This window comes from Synechocystis sp. FACHB-908 (assembly GCF_014698595.1).
Classification (GTDB): Bacteria; Cyanobacteriota; Cyanobacteriia; order Cyanobacteriales; family Microcystaceae; genus Synechocystis.
The window spans coordinates 126,891-147,898 of the sequence record NZ_JACJTH010000042.1 but is presented as its reverse complement, the minus strand read 5'-3'; the positions used below and the strand labels follow the sequence as shown (position 1 = coordinate 147,898).

The following is a 21,008-nucleotide window of genomic DNA, read 5'->3' as shown; positions in this document are numbered from 1 at the left end:
CCTTTAGAGAGTATTTTCTCCAAGTCGGCTAACTCCCCCATTTTTAGGCAAAATCATATACAGACTATCCCAATATTGCCAGAGCTTTGATGACTCACTGTAGAAGGCAGACTAAAATTCTAGCAATGGACTCCCAGTTGGAATAAATTTTTAGTCTCCCCCGGCGCTGGAGTTTTTTTGTAGTTAATGGCGGTATAATGTGAAAGTTTTTTATCTATTTAAATTTATAAATGCTAACAGCGGAAAGAATTAAATTTACCCAGAAACGGGGGTTTCGTCGGGTACTAAACCAACGGGTGGATGCCTACTTTGCCGAGCATGGCCTGACCCAAAGGGATAATCCCTCCATGTATCTGAAAACCCTGATTATTGTGCTCTGGTTGTTTTCCGCTTGGGCCTTTGTGCTTTTTGCTCCAGTTATTTTTCCGGTGCGCCTACTGGGTTGTATGGTTTTGGCGATCGCCTTGGCGGCCTTTTCCTTCAATGTCGGCCACGATGCCAACCACAATGCCTATTCCTCCAATCCCCACATCAACCGGGTTCTGGGCATGACCTACGATTTTGTCGGGTTATCTAGTTTTCTTTGGCGCTATCGCCACAACTATTTGCACCACACCTACACCAATATTCTTGGCCATGACGTGGAAATCCATGGAGATGGCGCAGTACGTATGAGTCCTGAACAAGAACATGTTGGTATTTATCGTTTCCAGCAATTTTATATTTGGGGTTTATATCTTTTCATTCCCTTTTATTGGTTTCTCTACGATGTCTACCTAGTGCTTAATAAAGGCAAATATCACGACCATAAAATTCCTCCTTTCCAGCCCCTAGAATTAGCTAGTTTGCTAGGGATTAAGCTATTATGGCTCGGCTACGTTTTCGGCTTACCTCTGGCTCTGGGCTTTTCCATTCCTGAAGTATTAATTGGTGCTTCGGTAACCTATATGACCTATGGCATCGTGGTTTGCACCATCTTTATGCTGGCCCATGTGTTGGAATCAACTGAATTTCTCACCCCCGATGGTGAATCCGGTGCCATTGATGACGAGTGGGCTATTTGCCAAATTCGTACCACGGCCAATTTTGCCACCAATAATCCCTTTTGGAACTGGTTTTGTGGCGGTTTAAATCACCAAGTTACCCACCATCTTTTCCCCAATATTTGTCATATTCACTATCCCCAATTGGAAAATATTATTAAGGATGTTTGCCAAGAGTTTGGTGTGGAATATAAAGTTTATCCCACCTTCAAAGCGGCGATCGCCTCTAACTATCGCTGGCTAGAGGCCATGGGCAAAGCATCGTGACATTGCCTTGGGATTGAAGCAAAATGGCAAAATCCCTCGTAAATCTATGATCGAAGCCTTTCTGTTGCCCGCCGACCAAATCCCCGATGCTGACCAAAGGTTGATGTTGGCATTGCTCCAAACCCACTTTGAGGGGGTTCATTGGCCGCAGTTTCAAGCTGACCTAGGAGGCAAAGATTGGGTGATTTTGCTCAAATCCGCTGGGATATTGAAAGGCTTCACCACCTTTGGTTTCTACCCTGCTCAATGGGAAGGACAAACCGTCAGAATTGTTTATTCTGGTGACACCATCACCGACCCATCCATGTGGTCTAACCCAGCCCTGGCCAAGGCTTGGACCAAGGCCATGCAAATTCTCCACGAGGCTAGGCCAGAAAAATTATATTGGCTCCTGATTTCTTCCGGCTATCGCACCTACCGATTTTTGAGCATTTTTGCCAAGGAATTCTATCCCCACTATCTCCATCCCACTCCCCCGCCTGTACAAAATTTTATCCATCAGCTAGCCCAGAACAAATTCCAAGCCAACTACGATCCTAGTTTGGGCATTGTGCGCTTACCCCAGCCCCAAGTATTAACCCCTAACCTGCGCCAGGTGCCAACGGAAAAATTAGGCGATCGCCATGTGGAATTCTTTTTACAAAAAAACCCCGGCCATATCCAGGGGGATGAGTTGGTGTGTTTGGCGGAAGTGTCAACGGAAAATTTGACCAAAGCGGGACTAAGAATTTGGCATTCCAGCTATGCTGTAAATATCTTGAATTGATTGGTCTGACCACCGTGGTCTTTCTGCCTAAACCGAACTCCGCCAAAGTGTTTAATCAGCCCCAGCGCTTCGTGGCCGGTTGGTACTGGTTGCTGCGCTCAAAACAATTAAAACGAGGCCAAGTTAAGGCAGTATTTTTACTAGGTAAAGACTTGGCGGTTTATCGCACTGACAGTGGCAAAGTAGTGGCGGTGGATGCCTATTGTCCCCACATGGGAGCCCATTTGGCCGAGGGCAAAGTGGAGGAGGAAAGTTTACGTTGTTTTTTCCACAATTGGCGATTTGATCACCATGGGCATTGTGTGGAAGTACCCTGTTTAGCTAAATCATTGCCGGTGAAAGTTAATAGCTGGCCCGTGACGGAAGCCTATGGTTTAATTTGGCTCTGGACTGGGAATCAACCTAGTCAAACTTTGCCTCTGCCCCTAGAGTTGACCAAGGAAAAAGTAGTCAGTGCGTTGGGTAAAAGTTTTACAAAAGCTTGCCATCCCAATGTGGTGATGGTTAATGCCATCGATGCCCACCACTTCAATACGGTACATAATTTTCCGGTGGAAATTGACTTTAAATCCGAGGTTATTGATCAAAATATCATTAATTTTGCTAACACTACCAAGGGGGGGAATGATTCCCTTTTAGTGCGTTTGATTAAACCCTTTTATCGGGAAGCAGGTACCTATAATTTATCCTATTGGTTTGGCAGTACGGGAACGGTAACTTTGGGGCCAGATTTTTTACATTTTTATATTATGTTTACCCTGCGCTTAGGCAAAAATGGGCAAACGGAAGGGCAAACAATTTTGTTGACTAAGCATCGCCCTGGGCTTTGGGGTTGGTTTATTAACGGCATCATTCTTTGGCTAACTAAACTGGTGGGTAATTACTTTGCTAAGGGAGATACAAAAATTTTTCAGACAATTAAATTTGCGCTTAAAACACCTTTAGCAGAAGATAAATCAATTCTTGAATTTATTCACCATCTGGAACAACAACCTGTTCTCCAGTGGGAAACTTGGCAATCACTAGATGAAGACAAATCTTTGTCTGTCCCGGTAATAAATAACCACAATGGAAGTGTAAAAATCCATGGCACAAACTGTTAGTGGCTTTAATTTACCTTCCCTTGCCTCCGGCGATCGCCTGCATCGGATTTTTGCCTCTGCTCTGGATAGACCGAGGGAGGAGGAAACTCTTGATTTGACCCAGAAATTATATTGGCCCGCCGAATATTTTGGCTTAAACCAAGTCACCATATTTCAACAGGCCAGCGCCGTGGAACAGGCAACAATTTTGGCGATCGCCAACCAGGACTTGCTGACGGAAATTTATTGGGTGGAGCAGGCCGGCATGGGCTATATGGCTAAAATGTCACTGTTGGCAGAAACCTGTGAAGAACGAATTTTATACAGTTTATTTGCCGCCGATGAAGCGCAACATTTATGCCAAATTGAACAATTTTTTCAGCAAAAGCCAGAGTTTAATCAGGATAGTTTTTTATCTTTTATGGGGCAATTATTGGAAGCCGACGATAAAGCCCTGTTACTAACTATGGTGCAGGTAGTGCTAGAGGGTTGGGGGCTGAGCCATTACCGTTCCCTGGCACACCATTGTCGGGACAATCATCTGCAAGCAACGTTACAGGGATTTTTAGCCGCTGAAGCCCGTCACCATGCCGCAGGAGTCCAGCAATTACAAACCTGGCCGTATGAGCAACAAAGTCTAGATAATATCTACCAGGCATTAAGGGAATTTTTGCACATGGTCCAGGTGGGGCCCCAAAGATTGGTCAAGGCCATAGAACAGGGCAAAGGTTATTTATCCCCTGGCGATCGCCAAAAAATCTTTCAGGAGTTGAAAACGGAAGAAAACAGTCAACAAAAACTTAATCTTTTGCGTTCCTTAATGAACCATGGAGTGCCCCCAGAAATTATCATTCGTCTGGAGGGACAACAATGTTTTCTGCCCTATAGTGCTGAGCAATGTGTACTATGACTGCTGTGATTAATTCCTTGTCTCAACCCAATGTTACATCAACATCCTTGTTGGCAAAAGATAGCAAAACTCGAAAAAAATTAGAACTTAATTACCGCCGGGCGAAGCAAACAGATCACAGTCCTAATTTAGATCAATTGGCGGAGCAATTTGATTATCAGCAATGCCGGGATCAATACTGGCAAGCACCGGAATTTTCTTTACTTCACGGCACTCCCCTTTGGGAACAGTCTAGTCCAGGGCAAAAATTAATTCTGAATCATCTTTATTGGGTGGCTTACTACAGTCAAATTATTGCGGCGGAAGTGGCGACTATTTTCTTCAATCAAACCAGTGCCACTGGTTTATATCCTCTGACAGATTTTCGTTTAGTTTGTGACACCCTAGACCTGGAAACTTCCCAGGAACGTTGCCATATCAATGCTTTTCAGACTGTAATTGACCAAGTAGAGTCAACCCTATTCGGCGGTAATCTGTTTGGCCAACCCCGGCGATCGCCCTTCCGGGAAACGATGATTTTTGCCAACACAAATTGGTTTAAAAATTGGTGGAAAGGGATACAACTCCAAAGCTTTGGTTTACTGTCTGCTAACAATGCTTTTTTAGCTTCTCAATACCTGACTGTAAGGGGACTGCGGACCTTGAATGGTAAGTTAGTGCAGCATAAGCTGAGTAACTTTTACCAACCCCAGGAGCCGGAACATAACACCATCCCAACCCAAATTTCCTACTACCATTTCCTAGACGAAAGCTTTCATTTCAATACTTCCACCATTTTGTCCCACGACGTTGGAAGTCTTTTTCCTAGTCCCACTGTCTTTGAGCGGCAATTAGTCAATTTGGGCATTAGGGGATGTCAAAGGGATCATTACCATGTGTCCGTTGCTATCAATGGAATTTTTTGGTACGACCCCGCCTTATACGACACCATTACGAAGTTATTAACCTCGCCTCTATTTGGCCTTTCCGCCCAGGAATGTGAAGCCATGCTTTGGGCCTGTTTCGCCCAGGAAACGGAAGCCTTGCACCGTAGTTTTCAAACCCATCAAGAAGCCTGGTTATCCTACCAAGCTTACCTAGACCCCCTACCGTTTGTAGACCGGACAAACAAATCCATGGCTCTGATGAAGGGCAATTCCATGGAACGTTATTTAAGACTCCAGGGCAGGGCATTGCAGCGATTTTTGCAAACTGCCCCATCGGTACACTATCTAACGGAAAAATAAACAGTATTAGCCCTATCAAAAATTCAGTAAATTTTGTTTAAACTTGTTTAAACTGGTGGTGGTATGGAGAAACGTATAAACTCCATCCCCCAATGGTTAGCAAGAATTAAGTCTTCCCTCGGAGCAAGCAACAGGAAGGAAAGTACTATTGTTCGAAATGGTAGCTCCGGCATTTTCCCCTGGGTAATCTATCCCCAATTTCCCGATGTCCATCATGCCCCCTCCTCCGTCTTCGGTTCCGCCCCATCAGGGGCATGGGTTTTGGCGGGGAGCGGTTTTGCTTGTCTTGATTTTTTTGATTATTTTTGGGGGAGTTGCCGTTGCCCACTGGCGCATAGAAATGGTTAGTCAACAGATGCGCCAACAGTTGCTGAGCCAGGTGGAAATGGTCTCCCTAAACCTAAACTTTCGACTTTTTCAAGAGCTTTCCTTCACCCCACAAGACTTGGAGAATCCTTCCTTCCAAAGACTCCACAATCAGATGGCTGCCTACGCTCAGACATTCGAGCACCGTAGCATATACACCATGGTTATAAGGAGTGGAAAAATTCTTTTTGGCCCTGATAGTCTTAAGTCCGGAGATTTTCTTGCCCGCGACCCTGGTGCCGTCTATAAAAATCCCCCGGAGGCGGTCCGACAGTTATTTGAGCTCCCTTCCAAAAAATTAGTCATTGGTCCATACCATAGTGAACGGGGTAATTTTGTTTCGGCCTATGCGCCCATCCTACAGCCCCAATCCGAAAGGGTTTTGGTGATCGTTGCCATGGATATGGAAGCGAGGCAGTGGCACCAAAAATTACAGCAAAAACTCTGGACTCCCCTCCTGTTCTCCGTGGGATTAATAGCCTTAATTTTAGGGGGAGATTATCTGCTCCAGGAACGCCGCCGCTGGAGAAATTCTTTCATCACTAACCAAGGGGAAGCTTTGGCCACGGCGATCGTGGGTCTGTTCCTAACCCTGGCCCTAACAGCAGTGGTTCAGGAGAATTCTTTACTCAATAGCCAAAGAAATTTTAGCCAACTTGCCATCCCAAGGGCTAACTTGTTTGCACAAAAACTTTGGGAATTGCAAAATTATGGTCTTTCTAGCCTCAATAGCTTTATGGAGTCCAGTGCGGAGGTGACCCGTGCTGAGTTTGCCCGGTTTACCCTACCCATGATCAGAAAATTGAGTATTCAAGCCTGGGAATGGATTCCTAAAGTTACCGCCGCCGATAGGGAAAATTTTGAACGTAGGGCCAGGCAGGATGGGATAGAGAATTTCCAAATTTTTGAACTTAATCGTCGGGGGAAACCTGTTCCTGCCGAGGGAAGGGAAGTTTATTATCCAATTTTTTATGCGGAACCATTGGCGGGTAATGATATAGCCCTGGGCTTCGATGTCAGTTCTAACGAGTCTGCCAAAATGGCTTTGGATGAAGCCCTTGAGAATAGACTACCCACCGCCACCAATCCCCTGACTCTGATCCAAGAATTGGGAAAACAAAGGGGCATTGTTGCTTATTCCCCAGTGTTTGCCGACGGTAATCTGGAAAATCCCCCCATGGGGGTAGCAGCGGTGGTGTTGCGATTGAACGACTTTTTGACCCAAACTTTTGGAGAAATTAGTTTTGGTGATAAATCTCTGGAATTACAGTGGTTGCAACTGAGTGTGGATCGATCGCCTCTGGTTTTGGCTTCGTCTGCCCCTTCTCCCTTCTCTATGAACAATTGGCAGAGCAATAAGGAGCTATTCCAGGTTTACCCCCTGTTTATTTTTGGCAGGGCCTATGCACTGCTGCTTTGGCCCGGGCCAGAGTTTAACCAGAACTATCCCAAGCAAATGGCCATGGTCGCTTTTGGTGTGGGCACGGGGATCACAGTTCTAGTCACCATCATTGTGGCAATTATCACCAACAGTCAGGCCAATCTCACCCATCAGATTAGGCAAAGAACCAAAGAATTACGGGCAACCCTGGGGCAATTGCGGGAACGGGTTAAGGAAATGGATTGCTTAGTGGCGATCGCCCAGATGGGCCAACAAGCGGATTTGGTGCTGGAGGAGTTTTTACAAAACACCGTAGACCTTTTGCCCCTGGCTTTCCGCTACGAAAAATTAGCTTCCGCCCGTTTGACCTGGGGCAACTCCATCTACCAAAGCCCTAACTATCAAAAGACCGATTACTGTTTGATAGCAGAATTCCAAACGGAACATTTCCATCGGGGCCAGTTAGAAGTTTGCTATGGCGAAGAACGGGATTTTTTGCCGGAGGAAAAAGCCCTACTCAACACGGTCAGCCAATTTCTGAGTCGTTTCCTCGAATCCCATTACACCGAAATCATCTTGGAAAGAAATGAGCGCAATTACCGGGAAATTTTTAACTCCACCCACGAAGCCATTTTTATTCAAGATGCTCACCAGGCGACAGTGCTGGACGTGAACCAACCTATGTTGACCATGTATGGCTATGGCAACAAAGAAGAAGTCATTGGCCGGCCCATTGGTGATTTCAGTGCCGATAAACCGGGTAAAACCGAAGCAGAAATTGAGCAAAAACTCCGCCAAGCCAGAAACGCTGAGCCCCAAATGTTTGAATGGTTAGCGAAAAAACAAGATGGCAGCCTCTTTTGGGCCGAAGTATCCATTCAACCCACAGTGATTGATGGCAAATCCCGCTTACTGGCCGTAGTCCGGGACATTAGTGAACGCAAACAAAACCAGCAGCGCATTGAATATCTCTCCCGCCTATACGCCACCCTGAGCCAAGTTAACCGAGCCATCATCGAAAATCGCGAACGGGATGATTTATTCCGGGCCATCTGCGATGTGGGAGTGGCAGTGGGGCAGTTTTCCCTGATCTGGTTTGGGCTCATTGACCCCGATCGCCAAACCATCATTCCCTACATGGCCGGGGGTCACACCACCGCTTACCTAGAAAATATTCGCATCACATTCAAAGACGAACCGGCCGGCCGGGGTCCCACCGGTACCGCCGCCAGGGAAGGAAGATTGGTGATCTGCTCCAACATTAGCCAAGACCCCAAAATGGCTCCTTGGCGTGGCAGTGCCATGCGCTATGGCTTTCTTTCCTCCGCCGCTGTACCCATCCGCCAGGGCGGCCAAGTAGTGGCGGTGTTGACTTTTTATTCCCAGGAAGCGGGCTTTTTCAGCGAAGACGAGCAGGATTTGCTCCAGGAAATTAGCGATAACCTTTCCTTTGCCCTGGATGCGATCCAATTAGACCAGGCCAACCAGCGGGCCCAGAATCAATTGGGAGAAAACGAAGAACGGTTACGCCTGGCTCTGGAGGCGGCCAACCAAGGTTTTTACGACCTTAATTTACAAACGGGCCAAGCCGTAGTTTCGCCCCAATACGGGCAAATTTTGGGCTACGACCCCCAGTATTTCCAAGAAACTGAGCAACGCTGGCTGGAGCGCATCCACCCCCAGGATCAACAAAGGGTCAGGGAAATCTACGACCAATATATCCAAGGAAAAATTCCCCGTTACGCAGTGGAGTGTCGCCAACGAACCATGGCGGGGCAATGGAAATGGCTCCTTTCTCTGGGCAAAATTGTCGAGTGGGATAGCCAGGGCAAACCCCTGCGGATGTTAGGTATTTTGACCGATGTGACGGAACGAAAACAGGCGGAGGCCCAGATTGAAAACCTGGCCTATTACGATCCCCTCACCGCTTTGCCCAACCGTCGTTTGTTGTTGGACCGGGCGGAAAATGCCTTGGCTTTAGCCCAACGGTCGAAGCATTTCGGTGCCATTGTTTTGATAGACCTCGATGGCTTTAAAACCCTCAACGATGCCCGGGGCCATGACAGCGGCGATCGCCTGTTGCAGATGGTGGCAAAAAGATTGGCCGATAGTTTGCGGGATTCCGACACCGTGGCCCGTTTGGGGGGAGATGAATTCATTGTGCTGTTGCCGGAGTTGGCCCATGACCGGGAATTGGCGGCTAGGTTGGGGTTGGGGGTGGGGGAAAAAATTCGCCAAGCCCTAGCCACCCCTTTTACCCTGGAAGCGGAACAGGTACAGATTAGCGGCAGTATCGGCATAACCCTCTTCCCCAAACTGAACGAAAAAGTTAGCGATTTGTTTAAAGAGGCGGACACGGCCATGTACCAAGCGAAAAAGGCTGGCCGGGATAAGGTTTGTTTATTCGAGTCGCAGATGCAGTTGGAAGTGGAGTCCCGCTTTGCCCTGGAGGCGGATCTACGCTCAGCCCTGGAACAAAAACAATTCCAGGTTTATTTGCAACCCCAGGTGGATAGCCATGGTGTCTGGATTGGGGCAGAGGCTTTACTCCGTTGGAATCATCCCGGTCGGGGTTTTATTCCCCCCAACATTTTCATTCCCATTGCCGAAGAAATTGGCTTAATCGGGGGCATTGGCGATTTTGTACTGGAGCAAGTTTGTCAGTACTTAGCCCGGCTGCAACAATTGGGCTTAACTCTGCGCATTGCCATTAATGTCAGTCCCCGCCAATTCCGCCAAGCCAACTTTGCCAAGGAAATCAAAAACTTGCTGGCCTGCACCGGAGTAGATCCCTATCGCCTCACCCTGGAAGTGACGGAAGGTTTAATTGTGGAGGATACCCACCAGGCGATCGCCACCATGTTTGAGCTGCAAACTTTGGGTATTCATTTTTCCGTGGATGATTTTGGTACGGGCTATTCCTCCCTGTCCTATCTGAAACGGTTACCCCTGAATGAACTGAAAATTGACCGAGCCTTTGTCCAGGATGCGCCCCAGGACCTCAACAATGCCGCCCTGGTGGAAGCCATCATTAGCGTAGCCCGCACTTTCAATCTGGCGATCGTGGCGGAAGGGGTGGAAACGGAGGAACAGGTGCAATTTTTAGCCCAGTTGGGTTGCAATTTTTACCAGGGTTATTTCTACGGTCGCCCCATGCCCATAGATGAATTTCATCAAAAATTAACCGCCAGTTAAAGTTGGCCGAACGGATTAACCCAGACAAATGGGGGAATGAGGCCAGCATTTTCTCCCCTTCCACTAGAATGGGGGAAATTCTTTTTACGGGGGAACATGGCCAGCAATAACAAAGGTGGCGCTCTGTTGGCAGGCATGGTAATTGGCGGTTTAGTGGGATCGGTGACTGGGTTATTGTTAGCCCCCCGCTCCGGCAAACAAACCAGGCAACTGTTAAAAAAATCTGCCGACGCCCTCCCCGATTTAGCCGAGGATTTGGCCACAACTCTGCAACTCCAGGCAGACTATCTTTCCGAAGCCACCCAACGTAATTGGCAGGGCACCCTGGAACGGCTCAAAGAGGCGATCGCCGCTGGGGTGGAAGCAACCCAAACCACCGTGGTGTCAGAACCGGAACCAAAACCAAGGGACATTACAGCGGAAACTACCCTGGCGGACAGTTAGTTTTTTCATTAATCTTTGGGCTGGTTATGGTTGTTTAAATCCTTCCCCACCAGAAACTTGTGGCCACCGCTGTCGCCCCTCACCCCATTGCCCCCGTAGTTGACTTTTTCTGTACCTATGACCGAACCCCTTTTCTGGCTGGGTCTTTCCCTCACCCTGGTGTCCATTAGCCTGACCGCTGTGTTGGTGGTGGCCCTACCGGCGTTACAGGAACTGGCCCGGGCGGCACGCAGTGCAGAAAAATTATTTGACAGCCTTAATCGGGAATTTCCCCCCACGTTGGAAGCCATTCGTTTAACGGGTTTGGAAATTAGCGAATTGACAGATGATTTAAACCAAGGGGTCAGAACAGTGGAAGACGTAGTTCAAACCGTGGACCGGGGCGTAACCATCACCAAAGAGGGAGCCAAAAAGGTGCAAGGGGGTTCCAAACGCTTTGTGGCGGGAGTCAAGGCAGCCTGGCATTCCTGGCAAGTCTATCCCACAGAGCATTTAACCGTGGAGAGCAAGGGAAAAAATGGTAAAAAGTAAGCAAATATGACTGTTTCTCCCTCAGCCCTGGCGGAATTGGGGTTTAACTACCAGGAAGAAGATTCAGTGCGCCCTTGGGCGGCGGTGCTGGTGGATTTACCCCAAAATGAAGGGGTTTATACCTATGCCATTCCCCCAGGTTTAACCGTGCAGGATGGGGACATTGTGGCGGTGCCCTTTGGTAACCAGCAGTTGGGGGGCATTGTGGTGGGTTGTTTGACAAAACTGCCACCGGATTTGCCGCCGGAAAAAATTAAGCCCATTCAAGACGTAATTGTATCGGGCTTTTTTGCGCCCCATTATTGGCGGCTGTTGCATTGGTTGGCGGAATATTATTGCACCGAGTTAATCACCGTTATTCGCATGGCGTTGCCACCAGGTTTACTCCAGCGGTCCCAGCGTCGCATTAAATTGAATGGCGATCGCCTGCCATCGGACTGGCCATTGTTTTTGAGTCAACCGTCCCACCAGGGAGCAAGGCAAATTCTAACCCTACTGCAATCATCTAAGGAAGGGGATTATAGTTACCGTTACCTGCGGCAAAAAGTACCAGGGTTGACTAAGGCGTTGCGGGATTTGCTCAAACGACAATGGGTGGAAAGTTACCTGGAACCCCCCAAAGCGGTGCAGCCCCAGTTACCCAAAATGGTGACTTTATTAAATTTTGACCCCAGTTTCAAACTGACGGAGCTACAGGCCAGAACCCTGATAGTGCTCAAAAACCAGGGGGGGGAAATGTGGTTAGCGGATTTACTCAAAGCAGTGCCCTGTTCCGCCTCTACCATTCAATCCTTGGCAAAAAAAGGACTAGTGGCGATCGCCGAACGGGAAAAATTACGGCTTTTCCAGCAACCGTCGATTAATGCCAGCCAAGCTCCAGAACTAACTCCTGCGCAGAAGCAAGCTTGCCAAACTGTCCTGCCCCTCCAGGGTTACCATCAGGTTTTGCTCCACGGTGTCACCGGCTCCGGCAAAACGGAAGTTTACCTGCAAATCTGTGGCGATCGCCTGGGCAAGGGCCAATCGGTTTTAGTGCTAGTACCGGAAATTGGTTTGACCCCCCAGTTAACCGACCGTTTTCGGGCCCGTTTTGGCAATAAGGTGGCTGTGTACCATAGCGGCCTATCTTCCGGGGAAAAGTACGACACCTGGCGGCAAACTCTCCTAGGTCATGAACAGATTGTCATTGGTACCCGTTCCGCTATTTTTACGCCCCTGCCTAATCTGGGATTAATCATCCTTGATGAAGAACATGACAGTAGCTTTAAGCAAACCCAGTTAACTCCTAATTACCATGCCCGCACCGTGGCCCAACGCCGGGCCGAACTTGAACAATGCCCCCTCATCCTGGGTTCCGCTACCCCTTCTTTGGAAAGCTGGCATACAGTTCATCGCCATCAAAATGACCCCCAGCGACATTACCTAGAGTTACCAGAACGGGTGCAGTCCCGCCCCCTACCCCCGGTGCAAATTGTCGATATGCGGGCGGAATTAAAACAGGGCAATCGCTCCATTTTTAGTCGGGCTTTACAAACTGCCCTGGGGGAACTCAAAGCCAAACAACAGCAAGGTATTTTGTTTATTAACCGCCGGGGCCATAGCACCTTTGTCTCCTGTCGCAGTTGCGGTTATGTGTTGGAATGTCCCAACTGTGACGTTTCCCTTTCCTATCACTACGTCCAGGGCAATGGCCAACCTCTCCTGCGGTGCCATTACTGTAACCATGCGGAAATCCAGCCCAAAGTGTGTCCGGAATGTTCTTCCCCCTATCTGAAATTTTTTGGCAGTGGCACCCAAAAAGTAACCGAAGCCCTAACCCAAGAATTTCCCGATTTACGCTGGATTCGCTTTGACAGTGACACCACCCGCCGTAAAGGTGCCCATCGAGCCTTGTTGGATCAATTCCAACGGGGAGAAGCAGATTTACTGGTGGGAACGCAAATGTTAACCAAAGGGTTAGACCTGGCCCAGATTACCTTGGTGGGGGTGGTGGCCGCCGATAGTTTACTTAATTTTGCCGATTATCGTTCTGCTGAGCGGGGTTTTCAGACCTTAACCCAGGTGAGTGGCCGGGCTGGCCGGGGAGAAGAGCCGGGGCAAGTGATTATCCAAACCTATACCCCCCGCCATCCTGTGATCCAAGCCGTTAAAACCCACAATTACCATGGTTTTATCGCCCAGGAGTTACCCCAACGGGAAATGTTAAATTATCCCCCCTACGGCAAGTTAATTTTGCTCCGTTGTCTGGGGACCAATGAAAGGGAGGTGGAAAAAACGATCCAGGCGATCGCCGTTTTGTGTGAACAACTTTTACCCAAGACCGTGGAGATTTTGGGACCCGCCCCGGCCAGTATTCTCCGCATTGCCCAACGGTATCGCTGGCAGTTGTTAGTTAAATATCCCAGCTTCATCAAAGTAATTTTGCCGCTGGAGAGAATTAAACAAATTTGCCCTAGCTCCGTTTACCTGGATATTGACGTGGACCCCCTCAGCATTGATTAGGGTCGGCACAACCATTATTTAACGAACAAACACGCCAATGGCATTGCTCACCCGGGCCGCCGTCACTGGCGATCGATCCAGCAACTGACCCCCCAGGGCCAGGGAGGTGGAACTGCCGCCATCTAAATTCAACGCATTCACCGCCCCCAACTGTTGCAAAATTTGGGCAAATTCCCCCAAGCTAGCTCCAGCTCCCCCCACCCGGTTATGGCTAGCCACCAGGATAATGTTGCCGTTTCTGTCCACGGCGATCGCACTGCGGGAGGCCCGTTGCTGTTGAAAAGCACTGGAAAAACCTTCCCCTGTTGCATTGAGCACCATGCGTCCCTGGTCAATTAATAAGGGCCCTGCCCCCATGCCGTTGGGGAAAGCGTTGAAAGCTTCCGGCGTCGATCGCCCATTGACGTTAAGGGTGGTTCCCACAGCCAGAACCCCGGCGGGAATTTGGTTGCCCCGGTCAATGATTAAATAACCATCGCTGGGAATGGGCATTTGCTGTTGGCCCGCTTTGGGCAAAGGATATTGGGCAGTGACCTGGCTATTTTGCACCACATAAACCTGTTCGTTATCACTGAGGGGAATATAGCTGGGGCCCCAGGCGGGGGTATAGCGGGCAATGCCCCGTTGCACATAGCCACTGTTGAGATAATTGGCGGTTAAGCGTTGACCAGACCCAGTGGTGATTATTTCCGACAAAGATAGGCGCCCAAAAGTGGTTTGTCCCTGGTCATTCCAGGCGATCGCCCCCCGGTTCAAAATCGGCCCCGATCGCCAATTTTGCTGACTCCACACTGCCCCTAGGGGAAGTTGATTATTGCGGTTGAAAAAGCCCGCATTGATAGCTACCGCCGCCCGTTGATCCCTAGCAATGGTCACCAACGGTGCTGTGCCCTGGGCCATGGTGGGATTGGCCATCAAAGGTCGTAAAGAAATGCCTGGAGATCGGGGGTTAATGGTGACGGTGGTGACGGGAAATTGGCCGCCGCTGATATTGACAAAGCGTTGTTGCCAAGTAATGCCCTCTGTCCAGTTGATAGTTTTGACCGGAGGAGCATCAGCCCGGGCATCAATTACCAAACGGAAGGGAGAAGTAAGAGTACTAACCTGGAGCTTGTAACCCACGGGTAATTGAAAATGGACTTTGCTGCTGGCCCCTGATCTTTCCAGGCGATAACGAATTTGTTGCCCGCCGCTGGTTTTACCACCCAAATCGTCCTGGTCAATGGCCTGTAGTCCGGGGGCGTTGGCATTGCCTTGGCTACCGATGGTACTGCTGGCGTTAATGGTGACAACGGCTTCTTCCCTGGCTTGGCTCACTTGCCAAAAGGCTGGTTGGCTTAGTTCCAACACTACCCTTTCCCCCCAGGATTGCCTACCGTCCCGCACGGTCAGAATTTGGGCATTGGTGTTGGGCATCACGAGGGTATTGCCCTGGGCTTGCAACGGTCCGAAGCCTTGCAAGAGGGAAGTTACATCCAGGTAACGATTGGGAGCGACAAAACGGGCGTTTAAAGTTTGGCGATCGCCACTGAACCATTGCACAGGTTGCTGATTGGGGCTGGTGTTATCAAGCAGATCTAGCCCTAGAAACTGCATGGCCCCAGTATCCCCAAGGCCGGTGCGGGTCTGGCCTCCCTCCTGCCATTGACCCCAGGCCACAGGATAGGATTTACCGTCAATGCTAATTTGATTGCCCTGTTGAATAAAATCTGAAGAGGATTGGGCCACCACTGGACTGGGCAAAAACAGTTTTAGCCCCAGCATTACCGCCAGAGTAAGAACAAATAAGCACGAAAAACCAAACCAATTTCTAGTCCAATTAACCATTTTCAGCAAATCCCCTAGGGCCATGGAGCCATTCTGCCATTAATCCACAATGGAACCAATCCTTTGGTGCCGGCTCTGGCACAGGGTAAACCCATCGGCATTGGTGAGTTGCATGGTAATCGAAATCCAGTCGGCGATCGCCTAGGCTTGGGCCAGATTATCCAAGTAACCAACAATGGCCATAGGATCAGAGAAAGTATTACTCCTGATTTGCTGAGATTTGAACCTATGCTTGCCCGTCAACAACCCCGCCGTGTGGCCCGTGAACTGTCCCTGTTGAGCCTGAGCCAATTGAGCCGCAAGGACACTAAGCCCGAAACCTTGGAGCAAGGCGACCTGGAAGCATTGTTGTTGGCCGCCACCCGCACCCTGAGTGGGGAAGTCCATGAAATTTTAGAAACGGCCTCGGCGGAATTGAGTCGTAGCCATGAACGCCTGTTAAACAGTGAAATCCGGGCTAGCAACCTCAACAGTGCTAAGGCCATGTTGGAAGAGGCTATGACCCTAACGGAAACGGTGATTAATCGCCTAGCCCTAGCGGTGGATTTACCGGAAACGTTGCAGTTGGCGGGGCAAATGGAAGTACGAAAATTTGCGTTGGAATTGATTGGCACCGTCTGTCGCCGCCGTCAGCAGATTGATGAGCAGTTGCAAGAAGCCATGGTGGACTGGCAACTGTCCCGCCTGGCCAAAATAGATCAAGACATACTCCGTCTGGCGATCGCCGAACTGGATTACCTCGGTGTGCCCCAAAAAGTCGCCATCAATGAAGCAGTGGAGTTGGCCAAACGTTATTCGGGTCAGGATGGTCACCGTTTTATCAATGGGGTCTTGCGCCGAGTTACCGAAAAAAAGACTGACGGAGCCCCCGTCACCCCTGGTGAACCCCGTTAATATTTGTTATTTTTTTTGTGACTGCCTCCAGTGGCGCTCATTCCCTTTTACGTATATGGCGATCGCCTCCCCAAATTAATGACAGAAGCCAAAGCCCCCGCTGAAAAGAAAGCTAAACCCCCCGCAGTGGAAGAGAAGCCCTTCACCGAATTCATCAACCAAGATTTTCTGCCGGCCCTCCAAAGTGCCCTCGGCAAAATTGGCCTGGGTCCGGTGGCCCTGGATTTTAGCAAAAAGCCCATTGCCATCCCCGGCGCTGACAACACCCCCTATTGGCAAGTACAAGGCACCTGGAGCGGCGATCGCCAAATTTCCAAACAGTTCAACCTCTACTTCTTCCAGGAAGACATCAAAGGTCCCAAAGGCTTTGCCTACAGCGTGGATAATCGCCCCCCCAGCACTCTAGAGTCCTTTATGATTGACGAGCGTAAAGTAACCCTGGATCTGATGGTGCTCTACACCCTGCAACGGTTAAACGGTCAAAAATGGCTAGGGGGCAACTAAACCCAGATCAACTCCCAGTGCCCCAGCAAAAGTAACTCCCCAGCTCCATGATTAAGCTCCCTGTGCTCCTCGCCGACATTAATATCCAGAGTCTGCCCACCGAGCCGGAGCTAATCCTCAATAATTTAGCCATCACCACCCTAGTGGAGAATCTAATCATTCTTCTCTTAGTGGCCACCCTGGTGGCCTTGGTGGCCCGCTGGCTAAAAATTCCCTATGTGATCGGCTTAGTCTTGGCTGGTTTAGCCATTCCCCGGGGTCTATCGGTTGGACTAAATCCGGAACTAATCCTGAATTTCTTTTTGCCCATTCTCATTTTTGAAGCGGCAATCAACACCGACATCAGCCGTTTACGCAGCACCATCAAACCTATTACTGTGTTGGCCGGCCCTGGGGTCGTAATATCGGCCGCTATCACCGCTGTGTTGTTAAAAATCGGCCTGGGTTTGGCTTGGGTTACCGCCGCTGGGGTTAGTGTTATCCTCACTATCACTGACACCGTTTCCGTCATTGCCGCTTTTCGGAGTGTGCCAGTTCCCCGCCGTTTAGCCACCATTGTGGAAGGGGAAAGTATGCTCAATGACGGGGTGGCCATGGTGTTGCTCAGCGTCATTACCACCATCCATATCCAAGGAGGCTTTAGCGCTGGGGAAGGCATTAGACAAATTTTTGTTGCCTTTGTGGGGGGCGGCTTGGTGGGGCTGGGGCTGGGCTATCTCTGTGTGGGTCTTTTTCGCCAACTCAACGATGACCTGAGTGATATTCTCCTCACCGTGTCCGTTTCCCTTGGAACTTTCCAAATTGGTCAAATGCTGGGGGTTTCCAGTGCGATCGCCGTGGTGGTGGCAGGGTTGGTAATTGGTAATTTGGCTCTGAAACAGACCTCCGCCTCGATTAAGGTCACCCTGTTAAGTTTTTGGGAATACGCCGGTTTCGGAGTTAACACTCTTATTTTTCTGTTGGTGGGCATTGAAGTCTATCCGAGTATTCTCCTCTCCACCATTCCTGCAGCCCTGATTGCCATTGTGGCCTATCAAATTGGTCGTGTTTTCTCCATTTATCCCTTGCTTTATCTGCTCAGCTTTTTTGATCGCCCCCTGCCCCTGCGTTGGCAACACGTTTTAATTGCGGGTAATGTCAAAGGCTCCCTTTCGATGGCCCTGGCCTTAGCCTTGCCCCTGACTCTACCAGGAAGGGATCAGGTGGTGACACTGGTATTCAGCACCGTGATGGTTTCCCTAATTGGCCAGGGTTTGAGTTTGCCTTGGGTGGTGAAAAAATTGCAACTAAGCAAACCTTCTCCATTGGCTCAAAAAATTGCCATGCTCCAGTTGAATTTGGTCACAGCTAAGGCCGCCCAAGGAGAGTTAAAATATTTGTTAGAAGCGGGAAGTTTACCTAAGTTTTTATATGAAGAACTATTCGCCGATTATCAAGCTCGTATTGCCAACTCTGAGCAAGAATTAAGAGAATTTTATAACCAGAGAAATTTAATTTTTTCCGAGGGCGAAGTGGAAAAGAAATACATTGATGGCCTATATCGGCGTCTCTACATAGCAGAAAAAAGTGCCATTAATGATGCCTTAGCAAAGGGTATATTAGCCGATGACATCAGTGATGAATATTTACAGGTGTTGAATGAAAAACTTTTAGCCCTGCAGGATGACTGACGAACTTAACGGCAGAGGTAACCACAATTTAGTTCGCTTTTAAAATTTCTCCTGACTCTCCAATTTTTGGGGAAACTAAATAAAATTTCTCCCCCATGATCGGATTTCTAACGGCTCGGTTTTAGGGACAAGCTAAAACTCGACCAACAGGCTCTTAGGCACTGATGTATAGTGGAAAAAGGTAAGTGCTATGGGAGCTGAATGTTAATGAATTTTTTAGTAATTTGTCAAAAATTTTTCACCCCCAATCTATTCCCATGGAAGGCGATCGCCAGGGTCCAGAGGGAAAAGCCCCAGTCCCTTGGCCGATGGCAGTTCGTAGTCCGGACTGGCATTCTAGTTGCTACTTTTATCCTCGCTTTGGGGAGCCTCGCAAGCCCTAGCCTAGCCCTAGACTATAACCGGGGTAACTTAGTGGGGGCAGATTTTTCCCATCAGGATCTGCGGGGCTCCATCTTTGACCATGCCAATTTACGGGGGGCGGACTTCACTGGAGCCAATCTGCAGGGAGCACGATTCTTTTCTGCCAACATGGATGGGGCTATTTTAGAGGGGGCCGATGCCCGGGGCGTAGATTTTGAATCGGCTCGTTTGACCCATGCTAATCTTCGCAATGCTCGCTTGGAGGGTTCCTTTGGCACCAATACCAAGTTTGGGGAAGTAGACATCGAAGGGGCTGATTTGACGGATATTATTCTGCGGCCCGACACGGAGGACTATCTTTGTGGGCTAGCCAAGGGAACCAATCCAGTCACAGGACGAGAAACAAAAGAGACTCTATTTTGTCCCTAATCCTTTTTACCTAAGTCCTCCTCAATTTTGGCTTCTGACCCATTGCCTTGATCCGTTGTATTTTCGTTGGCTGGTAGAGCAACGGCGATCGCCGCAAAGACCTTGCCTACAGGGATCAGCTTGATGCCAGCGGATTCAATGCCCGTTTGACCTTTGGGCACAATGGCCTTTTTGAACCCTAACTTTGCCGCTTCTTTTAAACGAATTTCTAACTGGGAAACGGGACGAATTTGGCCGCCTAAACCGATTTCCCCCAGAATAATCATGGTTGGGTCCACCACCCGGTCCCGGAAACTAGCCACCAAGGCGATCGCCATGGCCAAATCCACCGCCGGTTCTTCCACCTCCAGACCCCCCGCCACCGATAGGTACGCATCCAATTTAGAGAGGGGTACCCCCAGGCGTTTTTCCAATACAGCCAGAACTTGTAAAAGGCGATTGTAGTCCACCCCAGTAGTCGATCGCCGAGGGGAAGCGTAACTGGTGGGACTCACTAAAGCTTGCAATTCCACCACCAAGGGGCGGGTACCTTCACAAGCCACAGTGATGGCGGTGCCGGACATAAATTCCTCCCGACTGCCCAAAAATAATTGGGACGGGTTGAGCACTTCCTGCAGCCCCGATTGCACCATTTCAAAAATGCCGATTTCCTGGGTGGCCCCAAAACGATTTTTTACGGATCTCAGCAAGCGATGGGATGCAAATCGATCGCCCTGAAAATACAACACCGTATCCACCAAATGCTCCAAAACCTTCGGCCCGGCGATCGCCCCTTCTTTAGTTACGTGCCCCACAATAAACAAACTAATGTGATCTCGCTTGGCCAATTGCATTAATAAACCCGTACATTCCCGCACTTGGGAAACGGAACCAGGGGCCGAACTAAGGGCCGGAAAATATAAATTTTGAATACTGTCAATGATGGCCACCTGGGGTTGCAAGGCTTCCAATTCCCGCAAAATATCGTCCAAATTAGTTTCCGGTAAAACAAATAAATTGCCATCGTGGGCAAGATTGTTTATGCCATCTTGAGCTTGGCTTGGCTCAACGGTTTGGGTAATGCCTAAGCGGGTGGCTCGGAGCTTAATTTGTTGTCCTGATTCCTCCGCTGAAACGTATAAAATCCGGGGCAAACGGGTGGCCAACTGGAAAGCCACCTGGAGCAACAAAGTTGATTTGCCAATGCCCGGATCTCCGCCAATTAAAATTAACGCCCCTGGCACAATGCCCCCTCCCAAAACCCGGTCCAACTCCCCGTAACCAGAGAGGAAACGCCCTTGATTTTCCTGGCGAATCTGGGAAAAAGTTAAAGCCGCCTGGGGCTGGCCGGTTTTTACCTTGGAAGAACGGGATTTTTGCGCCCCTAAACTACGGTGATTGGTACCACTAGAAACGGCATTGACAATTTCCTCCTGCAAACTTCCATACTCATGGCATTTGGGGCAGCGGCCAAACCATTGGGCATGATCCGCCCCACAGGCAGAGCAAACAAACTTTGTCCGGGCTTTAGCCATGGTTGTCAATGGAGGAGAAACTTAGGGCCCTATCTTCACCTAATCACGCCGAATGGAGCAAGAAAAAACCACTGGCCCCTTCAAATTCCGTTCT

15 protein-coding genes are annotated in these 21,008 nt (G+C 49.3%); 13 read left to right on the top strand and 2 right to left on the bottom strand.

Annotated features, from left to right (window positions below):
• Positions 1–230 precede the first annotated feature (230 nt).
• The 9 genes from H6G46_RS16465 (at position 231) to priA (ending at position 13,713) form a co-directional block, all read left to right on the top strand.
• The gene (locus H6G46_RS16465; protein WP_010873125.1) at positions 231–1,310 is read left to right on the top strand and encodes a fatty acid desaturase; all 1,080 of its coding nucleotides are present in this window, start codon (positions 231–233) and stop codon (positions 1,308–1,310) included.
• 46 nt (positions 1,311–1,356) lie between these two features.
• Positions 1,357–2,076 (top strand): hypothetical protein, encoded by a 720-nt coding sequence (locus tag H6G46_RS16460; RefSeq protein WP_010873124.1) that lies wholly within the window; start codon positions 1,357–1,359, stop codon positions 2,074–2,076.
• Positions 2,040–3,179 carry an aromatic ring-hydroxylating dioxygenase subunit alpha gene (locus H6G46_RS16455; protein WP_199303489.1) on the top strand — a complete coding sequence of 380 codons (1,140 nt, stop codon included), beginning with the start codon at positions 2,040–2,042 and terminating at the stop codon, positions 3,177–3,179. The genes H6G46_RS16460 and H6G46_RS16455 overlap by 37 nt, the downstream gene beginning before the upstream one ends.
• Positions 3,163–4,068 (top strand): ferritin-like domain-containing protein, encoded by a 906-nt coding sequence (locus H6G46_RS16450; protein ID WP_010873122.1) that lies wholly within the window; start codon positions 3,163–3,165, stop codon positions 4,066–4,068. The genes H6G46_RS16455 and H6G46_RS16450 overlap by 17 nt, the downstream gene beginning before the upstream one ends.
• Positions 4,065–5,294 carry a hypothetical protein gene (locus H6G46_RS16445; RefSeq protein WP_020862268.1) on the top strand — a complete coding sequence of 410 codons (1,230 nt, stop codon included), beginning with the start codon at positions 4,065–4,067 and terminating at the stop codon, positions 5,292–5,294. Before H6G46_RS16450 ends, H6G46_RS16445 begins: the two co-directional genes overlap by 4 nt.
• 205 nt (positions 5,295–5,499) lie before the next feature.
• A complete protein-coding gene (locus tag H6G46_RS16440; protein ID WP_010873120.1) occupies positions 5,500–10,236 on the top strand; it encodes an EAL domain-containing protein in 4,737 nt (1,578 codons plus the stop codon).
• 96 nt (positions 10,237–10,332) lie between these two features.
• The gene (locus H6G46_RS16435; protein ID WP_041425826.1) at positions 10,333–10,680 is read left to right on the top strand and encodes a YtxH domain-containing protein; all 348 of its coding nucleotides are present in this window, start codon (positions 10,333–10,335) and stop codon (positions 10,678–10,680) included.
• 117 nt (positions 10,681–10,797) lie between these two features.
• Positions 10,798–11,211, top strand: a complete 414-nt coding sequence (locus H6G46_RS16430; RefSeq protein ID WP_010873118.1) for a hypothetical protein — start codon at positions 10,798–10,800, stop codon at positions 11,209–11,211.
• A 6-nt stretch (positions 11,212–11,217) separates the two neighbouring features.
• Positions 11,218–13,713, top strand: coding sequence for a primosomal protein N' (gene priA, locus H6G46_RS16425; protein ID WP_010873117.1), 2,496 nt, complete (start codon positions 11,218–11,220; stop codon positions 13,711–13,713).
• Between the two features lie 18 nt (positions 13,714–13,731).
• Here priA and H6G46_RS16420 read toward each other — a convergent pair whose 3' ends face one another.
• Complete coding sequence (locus H6G46_RS16420; protein ID WP_223211271.1) at positions 13,732–15,540, bottom strand: phosphodiester glycosidase family protein; 1,809 nt, start codon at positions 15,538–15,540, stop codon at positions 13,732–13,734.
• 228 nt (positions 15,541–15,768) lie between these two features.
• Between H6G46_RS16420 and nusB the strand changes: the two genes are divergently transcribed.
• The 4 genes from nusB to H6G46_RS16400 all read left to right on the top strand — a co-directional run bounded on the left by nusB (position 15,769) and on the right by H6G46_RS16400 (position 19,400).
• Positions 15,769–16,434 (top strand): transcription antitermination factor NusB, encoded by a 666-nt coding sequence (gene nusB / locus H6G46_RS16415; protein WP_014407122.1) that lies wholly within the window; start codon positions 15,769–15,771, stop codon positions 16,432–16,434.
• A gap of 30 nt (positions 16,435–16,464) precedes the next feature.
• Entirely contained in the window at positions 16,465–16,938 is a 474-nt protein-coding gene (locus H6G46_RS16410; protein ID WP_010873114.1) for a DUF2996 domain-containing protein, read from the top strand.
• A gap of 47 nt (positions 16,939–16,985) precedes the next feature.
• A complete protein-coding gene (locus H6G46_RS16405; protein WP_010873113.1) occupies positions 16,986–18,608 on the top strand; it encodes a sodium:proton antiporter in 1,623 nt (540 codons plus the stop codon).
• A 207-nt stretch (positions 18,609–18,815) separates the two neighbouring features.
• On the top strand, positions 18,816–19,400 hold the full coding sequence (locus tag H6G46_RS16400; protein WP_020862273.1) for a pentapeptide repeat-containing protein: 585 nt from the start codon (positions 18,816–18,818) through the stop codon (positions 19,398–19,400).
• Here H6G46_RS16400 and radA read toward each other — a convergent pair.
• The gene (radA, locus tag H6G46_RS16395; protein WP_010873111.1) at positions 19,397–20,914 is read right to left on the bottom strand and encodes a DNA repair protein RadA; all 1,518 of its coding nucleotides are present in this window, start codon (positions 20,912–20,914) and stop codon (positions 19,397–19,399) included. The two genes, H6G46_RS16400 and radA, sit on opposite strands and share 4 nt — an antisense overlap.
• Between the last annotated feature and the right edge of the window lie 94 nt (positions 20,915–21,008).